Source organism: Ruegeria sp. CDSA241 (assembly GCF_059611265.1).
In genome coordinates, this window is record NZ_JBXWPF010000027.1 from 19,816 (window position 1) to 32,816 (window position 13,001).

General features: G+C 56.4%; 14 protein-coding genes. 8 read left to right on the forward strand and 6 right to left on the reverse strand.

Translation table 11 applies throughout. The annotated features are described in order from the left end of the window. The first annotated feature begins 3 nt into the window (after positions 1-3). A complete protein-coding gene (selD, locus tag AC2FJV_RS19135) occupies positions 4-2,163 on the forward strand; it encodes a selenide, water dikinase SelD (RefSeq protein ID WP_496688627.1) in 2,160 nt (719 codons plus the stop codon). Here selD and mnmH read toward each other — a convergent pair. Together mnmH and AC2FJV_RS19145 are read right to left on the reverse strand one after the other, a co-directional pair. Beyond that, positions 2,154-3,206 (reverse strand): tRNA 2-selenouridine(34) synthase MnmH, encoded by a 1,053-nt coding sequence (mnmH, locus tag AC2FJV_RS19140; RefSeq protein ID WP_496714386.1) that lies wholly within the window; start codon positions 3,204-3,206, stop codon positions 2,154-2,156. The two genes, selD and mnmH, sit on opposite strands and share 10 nt — an antisense overlap. Before the next feature lie 44 nt (positions 3,207-3,250). Further along, positions 3,251-3,916: an SOS response-associated peptidase gene (locus AC2FJV_RS19145; protein ID WP_496688631.1), complete on the reverse strand. Its 666-nt coding sequence runs from the start codon at positions 3,914-3,916 to the stop codon at positions 3,251-3,253. A gap of 55 nt (positions 3,917-3,971) precedes the next feature. Between AC2FJV_RS19145 and AC2FJV_RS19150 the strand changes: the two genes are divergently transcribed. Beyond that, positions 3,972-5,630: a tetratricopeptide repeat-containing sulfotransferase family protein gene (locus AC2FJV_RS19150; RefSeq protein ID WP_281971806.1), complete on the forward strand. Its 1,659-nt coding sequence runs from the start codon at positions 3,972-3,974 to the stop codon at positions 5,628-5,630. Between the two features lie 65 nt (positions 5,631-5,695). Here the strand turns inward: AC2FJV_RS19150 and AC2FJV_RS19155 are convergent, their stop codons facing one another. Then, positions 5,696-7,273 carry a bifunctional metallophosphatase/5'-nucleotidase gene (locus tag AC2FJV_RS19155; protein WP_271948004.1) on the reverse strand — a complete coding sequence of 526 codons (1,578 nt, stop codon included), beginning with the start codon at positions 7,271-7,273 and terminating at the stop codon, positions 5,696-5,698. Between the two features lie 107 nt (positions 7,274-7,380). Here AC2FJV_RS19155 and AC2FJV_RS19160 point away from each other — a divergent pair, with 107 nt between their 5' ends. Genes AC2FJV_RS19160 through arsC form a run of 4 tightly spaced genes read left to right on the forward strand, consistent with a single transcriptional unit; the run spans position 7,381 to position 9,540 of the window. Beyond that, positions 7,381-7,719, forward strand: a complete 339-nt coding sequence (locus tag AC2FJV_RS19160; RefSeq protein ID WP_496693347.1) for a DUF952 domain-containing protein — start codon at positions 7,381-7,383, stop codon at positions 7,717-7,719. Then, entirely contained in the window at positions 7,716-8,147 is a 432-nt protein-coding gene (locus AC2FJV_RS19165) for a DUF1330 domain-containing protein (RefSeq protein ID WP_496693346.1), read from the forward strand. Before AC2FJV_RS19160 ends, AC2FJV_RS19165 begins: the two co-directional genes overlap by 4 nt. Beyond that, positions 8,144-9,202 (forward strand): quinone-dependent dihydroorotate dehydrogenase, encoded by a 1,059-nt coding sequence (locus tag AC2FJV_RS19170; protein WP_496714387.1) that lies wholly within the window; start codon positions 8,144-8,146, stop codon positions 9,200-9,202. The genes AC2FJV_RS19165 and AC2FJV_RS19170 overlap by 4 nt, the downstream gene beginning before the upstream one ends. Then, positions 9,199-9,540, forward strand: coding sequence for an arsenate reductase (glutaredoxin) (gene arsC / locus AC2FJV_RS19175; RefSeq protein WP_142632827.1), 342 nt, complete (start codon positions 9,199-9,201; stop codon positions 9,538-9,540). Before AC2FJV_RS19170 ends, arsC begins: the two co-directional genes overlap by 4 nt. On the opposite strand, the gene AC2FJV_RS19180 is transcribed toward arsC, so the two are convergent. The 3 genes from AC2FJV_RS19180 to AC2FJV_RS19190 are packed head-to-tail and all read right to left on the reverse strand — an operon-like array spanning position 9,537 to position 11,797. Beyond that, entirely contained in the window at positions 9,537-10,853 is a 1,317-nt protein-coding gene (locus AC2FJV_RS19180) for an MATE family efflux transporter (protein ID WP_496714388.1), read from the reverse strand. The two genes, arsC and AC2FJV_RS19180, sit on opposite strands and share 4 nt — an antisense overlap. A 6-nt stretch (positions 10,854-10,859) precedes the next feature. Beyond that, entirely contained in the window at positions 10,860-11,378 is a 519-nt protein-coding gene (locus tag AC2FJV_RS19185; protein WP_271948008.1) for a PaaI family thioesterase, read from the reverse strand. Next, a complete protein-coding gene (locus tag AC2FJV_RS19190) occupies positions 11,378-11,797 on the reverse strand; it encodes a PaaI family thioesterase (RefSeq protein WP_142632821.1) in 420 nt (139 codons plus the stop codon). Before AC2FJV_RS19190 ends, AC2FJV_RS19185 begins: the two co-directional genes overlap by 1 nt. A 113-nt stretch (positions 11,798-11,910) precedes the next feature. Here AC2FJV_RS19190 and AC2FJV_RS19195 point away from each other — a divergent pair, with 113 nt between their 5' ends. Next, positions 11,911-12,279, forward strand: a complete 369-nt coding sequence (locus AC2FJV_RS19195; protein WP_142632819.1) for a MerR family transcriptional regulator — start codon at positions 11,911-11,913, stop codon at positions 12,277-12,279. A gap of 298 nt (positions 12,280-12,577) precedes the next feature. Further along, positions 12,578-12,979, forward strand: coding sequence for a MerR family transcriptional regulator (locus AC2FJV_RS19200; RefSeq protein ID WP_142632817.1), 402 nt, complete (start codon positions 12,578-12,580; stop codon positions 12,977-12,979). The last annotated feature ends 22 nt before the right edge of the window (positions 12,980-13,001 follow it).

Below are 13,001 nucleotides of genomic sequence, written 5' to 3' on the forward strand. Positions count from 1 at the left end.
CCTATGCATAGACCTCCGTTACCCCTGACCCGCGATCTGGTTCTTATCGGCGGCGGTCATACGCACGCGCTGGTATTGCGAAAATGGGGGATGAACCCCCTGCCTGGCGCGCGCCTGACGGTCATCAACCCCACGCCTTCAGCCCCCTATTCAGGGATGCTGCCCGGTTTCGTTGCCGGTCATTACCGCCGGGGTGACCTGGATATTGATCTGGTGCGCCTGGCTCGCTTTGCCGGGGCACGGGTGATATTGGGTGCCGTCGAAGGGTTAGACCCTGACCGGCAAGAGGTACATGTGCCCGGCCGACCGCCCGTCGCCTATGATGTAGCCTCGGTTAATGTTGGCATTACATCCGACATGCCGGCCCTGCCTGGATTTTCCGACCATGCGGTCCCCGCAAAACCGTTAGGGTCTTTTGCCGCTAGGTGGGCCGAGTACCAATCTGGTGCAGGCGCCGCCTCGGTTGCCGTGATCGGTGGTGGTGTTGCCGGGGTCGAGTTGATCATGGCGATGGCGTACGCTCTGCGTTCCGCAAACCGCAGCGCCCGATTGACCCTGATCGACAATGCTCGGGCCCTGACCGCGATTGGCGCAAAGGCGGCCTCGATCATTCGCAATGCGATGGCTGACCTTGGCATCGACGTGATCGAACAGGCCGCCATCGTTGAAATTCATGCGGATCACATCCGGTTGGAGGACGGGCGCCAGATTGCGGCTGAATTCGTGACGGGGGCGGCGGGGGCCAAACCCTATGGTTGGATGGCGCAGTCCGGGCTGGATCTTCACGATGGATATATCACGGTGAATAGCAGGCTGCAGTCCAGCAATCCTTTTGTTTTCGCAGCCGGCGATTGTGCCCATCTGTCAGAAAACCCCAGACCAAAAGCAGGTGTTTATGCCGTCCGAGAAGCCCCGATTCTTTATGACAATCTTCGGGCCTCGCTGGGTGTCGGAAAGATGCGCCCTTATTATCCGCAAAAAGATTACCTCAAGCTGATATCGCTGGGTGTGAAATCCGCATTGGCCGAGCGATTGGGAACCTCGCTCAGTGGTCCGTTGATGTGGAAATGGAAGAACCATATCGACCAGAATTTCATGAATAAGTTCCGGAATCTGCCGCAGATGAAAGCAGCAGAGTTGCCCCGCGACCACGCTTTGGGCGTGCCCGAAGTCCTGGGTGAAAAGCCCATGTGCGGTGGGTGCGGCGCAAAGATTGGGCGTCGCGCTTTGCGCAGTGTTCTGTCTGATTTGCCGCCCCCCGATCGGCAAGACGTTATACCGCTTTCAGGTGACGATGCGGCTTTGCTTCTCACCGGCGGCGCGCGGCAGGTGATGACCTCGGACCATTTGCGCAGCTTTACCAATGATCCGGTTTTGATGACACGGATCACGGCCATTCACGCGTTGGGTGATATCTGGGCGATGGGTGCGGCACCGCAGGCCGCCACCGCGACGATTATTCTGCCTCGGATGTCACCCGCACTGCAACAACGTACCATGGCAGAAATCATGGCCACCGCCAGTGACGTCATCCGCGCAACCGGAGCCGAAATCGTCGGAGGCCACAGTTCGATGGGGGATGAGATGACCATCGGGTTCACTCTGACCGGCCTGTGCGAAAACGACCCGATCATCCTGTCCGGAGCCCGCAAGGGCGACGCTTTGATCCTGACCAAGCCGATTGGCAGCGGCGTGATCATGGCCGCCGAAATGGCCGGTTTGGCCAATGGCATCTGGGTCGCCGAGGCGTTCCGCCACATGGTCCAGCCCCAGGGCGAAGCCGCGCGCATTCTGTTCAGCGCCCATGCGATGACCGATGTGACCGGGTTTGGTCTGGTAGGGCATCTGCAGGGTATTTGCGGTGCCTCGGGTTGCGGTGCGGTAGTTGCTCTGGATGCGGTTCCCGTGATGGCCGGGGCTGTGGAGCTCAGCGCAAGCGGTGTTCGGTCCACGATCTTCGAGGACAACCGCGCCATCGCGCCTGAATTCGCCAACGGACCCACGGCTGATCTTCTTTTCGATCCTCAAACCGCCGGAGGGCTATTGGCCGCTGTCCAAGCCGATGACGCGCCAGGCCTGTGTGCAGACCTACGTGCGGCTGGATATCCGGCAGCAATCATCGGCATGATCGACGATACGCCGGGTTTAAAACTTCAGAGCTGATCCAGGACCTGTTCGACCCGCACAGCGACCTCTTTCAGACCGGTACTTGCCAGCGAGGGAACCTGGATCGAGGCCACAATCTCGGTGCTGTGTACGCGCGCGGACTTGGCATAAGCCGGGTCGTAATGCTGTTCAATAAGTGACCGTGTAAGGGCCAACTTGTTACCGCCGTCAATCAGCGCAAACCACCCATCCACCACCTCATGCCCACGGTGAGACCTCAGCGGCGACAGGAGATCTTTCAACCGCTCGGCATCGCTGAGGACATCGTCATATGCCGAGACCAGATATTCCGCGCGCGCTTCTATCGGGGCATCAATCTGAATGCGCACGGCCGCACACATGGCGGACCAAAGCCTCGGCGGCAGGATCAAAGAGCCGATTTTGGACGATTCCGCTTCGACTACGACGGGACGGGTGGGGTCAAAACCACAAAGTTCTGCGGCCAGCGCGGATTCGAATGCCTTTTGACTGGGTTGTCCGCCCGGCATTGCCCCCAGCAATGACCCCCGGTGATTGGCAAGCCCTTCGAGATCCAGAACCTGGACACCACGTTCCTGAAGGTGTGTAAGCAGCTCGGTCTTTGCTGTGCCCGTATACCCATCCAGAAGGACGAATTGAAACGGCAACGGATCGTCATACAGATACCGGCTCACCAAGCGGCGATAAGCCCGATAGCCGCCCTCGACAACCTCGGCCCTCCAGCCAATCTGTTGTAGCATCCAGGTAAACGAACCAGATCTCTGCCCACCGCGCCAGCAGTATACAAGGGGTTTCCACCCCCCTTCGTGATGGGACAGGCTATGTTCAATGTGGTTGGCCGCATTCCTGAAAACCAGAGCCGCCCCCAGCTTGCGGGCCAGAAACGGGCTTTCCTGGACATAAATCGTCCCGACGCGCGCCCGTTCGTCGTTATCCAGAACTGGCAGGTTGATAGACCCGGGCAAATGATCCTCGGCAAATTCAGCCGGGCTGCGCACGTCTATGGTTGTGTCGAACTCATGCGCGTATAACTGCTGAAGGCTGGTGATTTTCAGAACCATGTCAACGATCTAACCCGCGTTGAACCGGATGGAAAGGCACGGTGTCAACCTGCGATGGGATCGACAAGCGTCGGTCCACTGGCCCGATTGGAATTGACGCTCGGATCGACACGATGAAAGCCAAGAATATCTTCCTGCCCCGGAGACAGCAGCCGCGCAGCCCCTTTGCCCACTTCACCCAACCATAAAGGCCAGTTTTCGGGTTCAACAATCAGGGGCATGCGGTGATGAATTCTGCCCAGATTGCGGTTTGCTGGTGTCGTAACGATAGCGCATGTTCCCTTCTGGTCGCCCTCGGGGCCCCAATCTTGCCATACCCCGCCAAAAGCAATCGGGGCCCCGTTTTTTCTGAAAATATACCAGGGCAGCCGGTCTCCGCTCTCGGTTTTGGTCCATTCATAAAACCCGCTGGCAACGATCAGACATCTGCGTTCTCTGCAGGCCGCCCTGAAAGCCGGTTTTTCAGCTAGCGTTTCCGCGCGGGCATTGATCAACAATGGCCCAGCGGTTTTGGACTTGTACCAGTGTGGTAAAAACCCCCAACGCAAGGCATCCAACTGACGCCCGGTTTCGCCTGCCCTGACCACATGCACCTGACATGTCGGACAAACGTTGAAATTCGGGACAACAGGCAGAGCATTGGCCGGGCGCGCAGAAAACAACTGGGCCATGGCATCATTTGGAAGGGTTATTGCAAACCGTCCGCACATAGGTAATGAACTTTCAACAATCGTTTTCTACAGGCACAGGTTCTCACGGGGTCATATGCAAAATCAAACGGCGAAAACCTTAAAAGTCAAAGCTGTCGCAGCGCTGGAAGAAGGCAAATTCCAGGCTGCGCTGAAAAAGGCTCAACTTGGCGTAAAAAAGTTTCCGACCGACTCGGATTTTCATGCCATTTCCGGTTTTGTTCTGACCGAGATGAAACAGTATAAAAGGTCGATCCCGCATTTTGTCGAAGCCGCGCGGATGAAACCTGACGATCCGCAATTCGTCGAAAACCTCGCCAATGCTCTTATGCAAACCGGCCAGATGGCCAAAGCCTTGGAATATGCCGAACTCAAGGCCGAAAAATTCCCAGCCAGCAAGGAACTGAACCGGGTCATTGATGAGATTACGCTGAAAGGACAGAATTGGCGCCTGATCATTGATCACGTGACCAAAAAACTTCAAAGCGACCCTGAAAATGTCAGCCTGTTGTCGACTCGTGCCCGCGCCTATGGCCGCATCGGTTATATCGAGCACAACTCACGCGATATAACCAAGGCGTATGAATTGGCACCGGACAACGAAAAGATAGCCTTTCAAAAAGCCGTAAATCTGCACCAGAGTGGCGACAAAAAGGGATGCGCCAATATTCTGCAGGGCATCTACGCCAAAGAACCCTTCCATGTTGCCACCCTTCTTCAGCTTTCGACAATGTCCAGCAAAGAGGACGCCCCGAAACTGATGGAGGCGGTTGAAGCAGCGATATCCGAAAGCGTACACGAGCTGTCGGAACTGGAATTTGCCAAGGCCCACCTGATCCAAAAAACCGATAGCCTTGGCGCAGCACTGCCGCAATTTGCACGTGCCAATGCCATCCAACACAACGTCAAACCCTATGATTTAGAGGCGGAAGAACAGAAGTTCGAACGTATCACTGGCCTGTTCCCTGTAGGAGGAAGAGTTCCTTGGTCCGAACAAACCGATCAGCCGGTTCCGATCTTCGTTCTGGGCCAGCCGCGCTCTGGCACGACGCTCATGGAAATGATGCTGAGCTCCGCGCCAGACATTGCTGGCTGCGGCGAACTGACGGTTGGGGCCGATCTTTCGCGCGACTACGCACAACATCGCAAGACCTTCGATTCCACTGCCGCAGCGAAATATGCCAAAGAGTTCCGAGAGTTGATGCCGCCGATCCCCGATGGCTCAACCGCTTTTGTTGACAAGATGCCCCACAATTTTCAGCGGGTCGGCTTCCTGTTGTCAGCATTCCCAAACGCCAAGATAATAAACATGCTGCGTGATCCGCGCGATGTCGGTCTTTCGAAATGGATCCGCCGGTTCCCTGCGGGGGGCATGAACTATGCCTCGAATCTTGAAACCATTGCCCATTCTGCCAACCTGTATCGTCGCTATATGGCGCATTGGGATGCTGTTTTTGGCGACAAGATCCTGACCGTTCCATATGAAAAGCTGGTCGCGGACCCCGAAACCTATAGCAAGCAGGTCGCCGCTTTCTGCGACCTCGAATGGACCGAGACGATGATGCATCCGGAAGAGAATACCAAACAGGTCCGGACTGCCAGTATCGACCAGGTTCGCAACAAAATCTCAACCAAATCCATTGGGGGATGGCGATCTGTGTCGGAACATATCCAGCCCATGCTTGCGGGTTTTGATACAGGGCTTTGGCCGGAATACGACATTGATCAAGGCTGAAGGTTAGCTGAATGAAATAGGGCCGCATCCCAAGGTGCGGCCCTTTTCGTTTCGCTCTGGTCGCCTTACTTTTGCTTGATGCGACCGTCCAGATAAGGCTGGTAAGGCGCGTTTTCGGCTAGGTATTCCGCCGTGACATCTGCAAGATCCGGGCCGAAGTCATAGGCATTTTTATCGTCGCCTTCGAACATACTGTACCCGTCACCGCCATTTCTGACGTAGTTATTGGTAACGACAAGGTAAGTCGCCGCCGGATCAATCGGGGTAAGCCCATCGCCGTTGGATACCATGACCTCTGATACGCGCCCTTCGTTTGGTGCCACCGATGCGTCCCAAACAAAGGTCAGACCGGCAACCTGCGGAAAGCGGCCCTTGACCTCTTCTACCTGGCTCACGCCGTTTTCAAGCGCGTCAACGATGCCTTGTCCGCTGATCTCAAAGGTTGAAAGCGTATTCTGGAACGGCAGCACGGTCAGAACTTCACCCATGGTCACGTCGCCAGGGTCAATCGAAGCACGCAAGCCGCCAGAGTTCGCAATCGCGATATGAACGCCCTGATCAGCAACCCGCGCAAGCATGGCATCAGCGACCAAATTGCCCATCTGACATTCCTGAACACGACAGATCGAACGGTCACCCTCAATCGCCTCAGACGTGCTGGCCACGACCTTATTGCGGATTTCGTCCAAAGGAGCGGCCAGTTCCGCGATACGGTCCAGCGAGGCCTGATCTTCGGCCACGTTGTTGTCCATGATCAGCGGCTCACCAGCCGCCGCGACAACATTTCCGTCGTCATCAAAAGTGACATTCAGCTCGCCCAGGAATTTGCCATAGGCATAGGCCTGAATGATCTGCACGCCATCGACCACTGTCGGATAGGGGCCAACAGCCTTGTCAGAAACGTTGGACAAATATGTATTGGAATGCCCACCTACGATTACGTCAACGCCGGTCGTTTCCTGTGCAACACGCTGGTCGACAGCATATCCCGAATGGCTGAGAACGATGATCTTGTTCACGCCTTCCGCGGTTAGCTTGTCCACTTCGGCCTGAACCGCGGGAACCGGGTCCGAGAATGTGATGTTCGGGCCAGGAGAGGCCAGTTCATGCGTGTCTTCCGGCGTCAGGCCAACAAGGCCGACTTTTTCTCCGCCGACTTCGATCACTGTAGACTTTTTGATCTTGCCACTCAGCAATTCTTCGCCGGAAAAATCCGCGTTCGACATCAGCACCGGGAAATCAACCGTGTCGATAAAGCCGCGCAGGACTTCCGGGCCATCATCGAATTCGTGGTTGCCCACGGTCATAGCGTTATAGCCCAGTTTGTTCATGAACTCGGCCGCGACCTTGCCCTTGTAATAGGTATAGAACAACGAGCCCTGAAACTGATCGCCGCCATCTACCAGGATCGAGTTTTCGGCACGTCCGCGGGCTTCTTCCACTGCTGTTACGAGACGGGCAGATCCGCCAAAACACTTGCCTTCGGCGTTGTCATCTGAACTACAGCCACTGTCATATTTGTTGATCGGCTCGATACGCGAATGAAAGTCGTTGGTGTGCAGAATGGTCAGTTTATATTCGGCGGCGGCCATTCCTGCAGTCAAACCCAGCACAGCAGCCGAGGCTAGGAAACGGGTGAACATATTTTAACTCCCTTTGTTAATTGCCAAGATGTTGCGCCGCCTTCAGCAAAGAGTCAAAGGGGGAAATCCGGCTTGAATCTAGCCGCAGCGCGGGGCATGACCGTTCTATGCTGATTTACAAGATTTTCCGCGCCAACGAATGGACGGCGCTGCAGACCGATGGCGCCACGGATGGTGCTCCGATTGATGTTTCGGACGGTTTTGTCCACTTTTCGACAGCTGAACAAGCTGCGGAAACCGCTGCCAAGCATTTTGCTGGCGCCGAAGGTTTGACGCTGTTGGCCTGCGATGCTGACGCGATGGGCGAGGACCTGAAATGGGAGGTTTCGCGGGGGGAGGCTCTGTTTCCGCATCTCTACCGTCAAATCCGTATGACCGACATTATCTGGTCTTGCCCCCTGCCCTTTGACGGCAAGGCGCATCACTTCCCGGACGACATGAAATGACGGGGTATATCGACCCGGATCGCGCCCAGTTTGAGGCCTTCAAGGTACTGGATCGTGACCAGCCTATTGAGATGCTGAACCTGGTGAGGTTCCGCAACCGGGCCGAATATCCATCGGGGCACGAACTGGCCAGAAACGGTCTGTCGGGCGCTCAGGCCTATCGAAATTATGGGATAGAAACCGCGCCGATCATTACCCGCCTTGGGGCAAAGATCATTTGGCGCGGCGCGTTTCAGAATACGTTGATTGGCCCGAAGGATGAGGCATGGGACGCGGTATTTATCGCGCGTTACCCATCGGCGCATGCCTTTCTGGAAATGATATCCGACCCTGATTACAAACAGGCGATCGTGCATCGTCAGGCTGCGGTGAAGACCTCTCGCCTTATCCGGTGCGCGCCGACCGAAGGCGGAGAAATGTTTGGATGAAACTGACTGAAAAGCTGGGGCTGGCTGCCCTGCACCGCTTGGACCCGGAAACTGCACATGCCCTGTCGATCAAAGCCCTGAAGGCAGGGCTTGCGCCTGCACCAGGGCCGGTCACGTCACAGCGTTTGCAGACCAAAATCGCCGGGCTGAATCTGCCCAATCCGGTTGGTCTGGCCGCAGGGTTCGACAAGAACGGAGAGGTTCTTGGCCCCCTGTCCCGCGCCGGGTTTGGGTTCATCGAAGTCGGTGCCGTTACCCCACGCCCGCAGCCCGGCAATCCCAGGCCGCGCCTGTTCCGCCTGACCGAAGACAAGGCTGCCATCAACCGCTTTGGCTTTAACAACGAAGGGATGGAGGCCATGGCCCGTCGTCTGGCGGCGCGCCCCAGGGATGCGGTGATCGGACTGAACCTTGGTGCGAACAAAGACAGCGATGATCGCCCCGGCGACTTTGCCAAGGTACTGGCCCATTGTGGGGCGCATCTGGATTTCGCTACGGTCAACGTGTCATCTCCGAACACTGAAAAGCTGCGGGATTTGCAAGGCAAAGCGGCGCTGAGCGCTCTGTTGAGCGGCGTGATCGAAACCCGAAACACCCTAATGCGCCCTCTACCAGTATTCCTCAAGATCGCCCCCGATCTGACCGAGGATGAGCTGCGGGATATCGCCGAAGTGGCCCATGAATCGGGCGTTGATGCGGTCATCGCCTCGAACACCACTTTGTCGCGCGATGGGTTGCGCAGCGCACACAGAGACGAAGCAGGCGGCTTGTCCGGCGCGCCTTTGTTCGAAAAATCCACCCGCGTTCTTGCCCGGTTTAGCCATTTGACCGACGGTCAGATTCCGTTGATCGGCGTTGGTGGCATCAGCACAGCAGAACAGGCCTATGCCAAGATATGCGCCGGTGCTTCGGCCGTGCAATTCTACACCGCGATGGTTTTCGGTGGTATCTCACTTGCAGCGGAAATCGCGCGAGGCTTGGATGACTTGCTGGCGCGCGACGGGTTTGAAACAGTTGCGCAGGCCGTTGGAAGCAAAAGACAGGACTGGATATGATCGAATACTGGCACAATCCCAGATGCTCCAAGTCTCGCGCAGGGCTCGCTTTGCTTGAGGAAAACGGAGCGCAGGTCGAAATTCGCAAATACCTTGAGGACACGCCCTCGGCAGACGAAATCCGGGCCGTACTTACACGCCTTGATATCCCCGCCATCGACCTGATGCGGACTAGCGAAAAGCTGTTCAAGGAACTGGGCCTAACCAAGAATACCGCTCAGGATGACCTGATCACAGCAATGGCGGCCCATCCGATTTTGATCGAGCGTCCGCTTGCAATCAAAGGGGACAACGCAGCCATTGGTCGCCCTACGGAATCCCTTCTGGACCTTCTTTAGGCGACCAAAGCCTCAAGCTTGGGGTATCGCCTTCCCAGCGTGCAGGCACGCGCGATGTTCAAGATCATCAGCGCGGCCCAAAGGCCGTGATTGCCGAGCGCAGGCACCAATATGAACAGGGCCAAAACATAAATCGCAACCGAATGGATCATCGCATTGCGCATTGCGCGCGTCCAGGTCGCGCCTATGTAGATGCCGTCAAACATCCAGCTTGCCACACCGATCACCGGCGCCAGCGCCGCCCAGACCAGATACTCGCGTGCGGCTAGTCGCACCTCAGGTGCAGTTGACATCAGGTCGATCAACGCTGGTCCGGCCAGATAGAAAACCGCACCGAGTACAAATGCACCCCCTACCCCCCATTGCGAAGCCATGGCCGCGGCTCGGCGCACCTGATGCCGATCCCGCGCACCGATGGCGCCGCCGACCAGAGCCTCGGCGGAAAAGGCGAATCCATCCAGCGCAAAGGCGGTAATTTCGAGAAACTGCAGCAGGACCTGATTGGCTGCCAGATTAACATCCCCCAGATCCGATCCGACGAAGAGGAATGTGGTAAAGGCGCCGGTCAGCAATACCGAACGGACCATGATGTCACCATTCACCTGCATCATCCGACGCAGACGCGTGGGATCAAAAATTCGCGGCCAGTCACGCCATTGATTCCCGGTAAAAGCACTGCGGCACAGCCAGAGACCCAGTGCCAGCCCGCTCCACTCGGCGATGAGCGTCGCGATGGCCACCCCCTCGACGCCCCAACCCAGACCAAGCACAAACCACAGATCCAGGAGAATATTCAGCCCGTTCATCCAGACCTGCAGGACAAAGACCCCACGCGTACGTTCAATCGCAATCAACCAGCCAGTGATGGCGAACAGCGCAATCGTTGCCGGCGCACCCCAGATGCGTATCCGCAAATAGTCGCGGGTCAGCGCCTCAACCTCGGGGCTGGCGGGGGAAAGGGCAAAAGCCCCTTTGAACAAAAGGACTTGGGCCAATATGAAAACCATACCTGCCGCACTGCCCAGCAATATGCCCCGCATCAGCAGCGCACCGGTTTCTGCAGTGTCACCTGCCCCGCGCGCCTGCGCCGCCAGGCCGGTGGTCCCCATCCTCAGAAAGCCGAATATCCAGTAGATCGAGGCCAGAATCACGGCCCCCATCCCAACAGCCCCAATCGGCGCAGCCAGACCCATCTGCCCGACTACGCCAGTATCCACGGCCCCAAGGATCGGAACCGTGGCATTCGACAGCACGATGGGCGCTGCAATTTTAAGCACGCGCCTGTGCGTGATGGGTGCCGAGGCGTCTTGCATGGAAATCTACTCAGCTTTCGATTTGGACTGCGGCATCAGAAAATGCCCGCTGGCCTGTGCGAAAGGACGCTGATGATTGTCCTGCCACGCTTCGACACGAACCGACGCATACCGGCGCCCTAATCGGCGAACAAAGGCACGCGCATAGGCATCCCGTGGCAAGCCCGATCGCAGGTAATCAACGGTAAAATCTACTGTTTTTGGAAACATGATGGTTTCATCTTGAAAGACCGTGCTGGCATCCAATTCGCCGTTTTCGATCCGGGGAAAGAAATACTCCCAACTCAGGGTGATAACCGCGGTTACTTCCAGAAAGGCAGCCGTCACACCACCATGAAGCGCCGGAAGCATCGGGTTTCCGATCAGCTTTTGGTCAAAGTTCAGTACCCCGGTCAACTCATTTCCCCGCCGGTCAAATTCGATTCCGAGAAACTGAATATATGGAACACCATCCACGATTGCCTTCAGTGCTGCATCGCGACGCTGTTCAATGAGCTGCATGGCTTCGGGCCGAGGTCGTGACATCATCGGCTCTCCACTGTGAATGAACCGGTGGCGGTTGCCACGGGCAGGTCCTTGTCCTCATCCATCGCAGTTGCGCGGACAAAGGCCACGTTTCTGGTGATGTGATAACAGACAGCATGTGTCGTAATGCTCTGTCCTGGCGTCGCCGGGCGCATGTAGTCTATCCGCAGATCTATTGTCGCGGTGGCGCCGGGCGAAGAAGGATGGCACATGACCGCGGAACCGCAGCAGGTGTCAAGCAGGGCAAAAACCGCCCCGCCATGGATCACACCCGTGCGTGGATCACCGATCAGTTCGGCCTTGTAGGGCATCGAAATCTCGGCCTCGCCATTACCCATTTTGGTGAGTGTCAAACCCAAAGCTTTGGCATGCGGAATGGCCTCAATAAACTGTCGTGCTATAGCAGCTTTGTCGACCATCTACTTGTGTCCTCTCTGTTTCTCCCTTTATGAGCGTCAGGCTAGCAAAAGAGCAAGCCCGCCTGTTGCGCTTGAAGTCGCCACGTCCTACGCTGTTTCGAAGGAGACCAGGAATGCCCGACAACCGTTTGTCATTCAAAGAGATGTGCGCCGAGTTTGACGTGACTCCACGTACCCTGCGCTACTATGAATATATCGAACTTCTGCAGCCTGACCGCGAAGGCCGAACTCGCTTTTACGGGCCTAGGGAATGCGCTCGGATGACGCTGATCATGCGGGGACGGAAATACGGATTTCCTCTGGAAGATATCCGCCAGTGGCTGCTGATCTACGAAGATCAGGGGAATCAGGCACAGATGAAGGCCTTCATCGAAATGGCCGAACATCAGCTTGTCGAACTGAACAATCAGAAAAAACAGTTAGATGAAGCCATAGATGCCTTGGAACAAATGCGTGACCAGACCGCGAAATTGTTAGACTAGGCATTGCTGCCCAGCTGACCGCGTTTACTATCGGATTTGCCAAAGCCAAAAACAGACCCTTCCTCGGCTCTTTTACCCTTTCAGCATGCTTTTCCGTGTTTGGGAAATTGCATCTGGAAGGTGATCTGACGTGACGTCCTGAAATTCCCTGCAGTAGAAACCTTGACGCGAACGGAAGTTACGTCAACTTATTTGTGACGCAGCGTTCGCGTTACGTGAACGGCATCTACGTGCTGTAAGACGCGCATCGACTGCGCAAATCAGCTTAACGAAGGCCAGTTACAAGAGTGCAGAAACCATGACCGAAGATCTGATGACCATTCGTGAAATGTGCGAGACCTATGATGTCACGCCGCGCACATTACGTTTTTACGAGGCAAAGGAACTTTTGTTTCCGATCCGCGAAGGGCAGAAACGACTGTTCACCAAAAGCGACCGGGCGCGTCTCAAGCTGATCCTGCGAGGCAAACGCTTTGGCTTCAGCCTGGAAGAAATTCGCCAGCTTCTTGATTTGTATCACGTAGGTGATCAGCAGGTTACGCAGATGACCCGCACCTATGAGATCGCGTGCGAGCGGCTTGCCGATATGGAATCCCGGCGTGAAGAGCTGACCCAGGCCATTGACGATCTAAAAGAACAGTTGAGATGGGGCGAGAAAGTGATCGCCTCGATCAAGAGCGACAAAAAGGCCGCAGAATAACCCCGGCGGCACCCACCCACCG

What these genes read in the sequence shown, in the direction of transcription:
- AC2FJV_RS19150 (WP_281971806.1), top strand. Translation starts at nt 3,972, where the DNA reads ATGCAAAATCAAACGGCGAAAACCTTAAAAGTCAAAGCTGTCGCAGCG.
- AC2FJV_RS19160 (WP_496693347.1), top strand. Translation starts at nt 7,381, where the DNA reads ATGCTGATTTACAAGATTTTCCGCGCCAACGAATGGACGGCGCTGCAG.
- selD (WP_496688627.1), top strand. Translation starts at nt 4, where the DNA reads ATGCATAGACCTCCGTTACCCCTGACCCGCGATCTGGTTCTTATCGGC.
- AC2FJV_RS19165 (WP_496693346.1), top strand. Translation starts at nt 7,716, where the DNA reads ATGACGGGGTATATCGACCCGGATCGCGCCCAGTTTGAGGCCTTCAAG.
- AC2FJV_RS19155 (WP_271948004.1), bottom strand. Translation starts at nt 7,273, where the DNA reads ATGTTCACCCGTTTCCTAGCCTCGGCTGCTGTGCTGGGTTTGACTGCA.
- AC2FJV_RS19190 (WP_142632821.1), bottom strand. Translation starts at nt 11,797, where the DNA reads ATGGTCGACAAAGCTGCTATAGCACGACAGTTTATTGAGGCCATTCCG.
- AC2FJV_RS19170 (WP_496714387.1), top strand. Translation starts at nt 8,144, where the DNA reads ATGAAACTGACTGAAAAGCTGGGGCTGGCTGCCCTGCACCGCTTGGAC.
- AC2FJV_RS19185 (WP_271948008.1), bottom strand. Translation starts at nt 11,378, where the DNA reads ATGTCACGACCTCGGCCCGAAGCCATGCAGCTCATTGAACAGCGTCGC.
- AC2FJV_RS19180 (WP_496714388.1), bottom strand. Translation starts at nt 10,853, where the DNA reads ATGCAAGACGCCTCGGCACCCATCACGCACAGGCGCGTGCTTAAAATT.
- AC2FJV_RS19195 (WP_142632819.1), top strand. Translation starts at nt 11,911, where the DNA reads ATGCCCGACAACCGTTTGTCATTCAAAGAGATGTGCGCCGAGTTTGAC.
- arsC (WP_142632827.1), top strand. Translation starts at nt 9,199, where the DNA reads ATGATCGAATACTGGCACAATCCCAGATGCTCCAAGTCTCGCGCAGGG.
- AC2FJV_RS19145 (WP_496688631.1), bottom strand. Translation starts at nt 3,916, where the DNA reads ATGTGCGGACGGTTTGCAATAACCCTTCCAAATGATGCCATGGCCCAG.
- AC2FJV_RS19200 (WP_142632817.1), top strand. Translation starts at nt 12,578, where the DNA reads ATGACCGAAGATCTGATGACCATTCGTGAAATGTGCGAGACCTATGAT.
- mnmH (WP_496714386.1), bottom strand. Translation starts at nt 3,206, where the DNA reads ATGGTTCTGAAAATCACCAGCCTTCAGCAGTTATACGCGCATGAGTTC.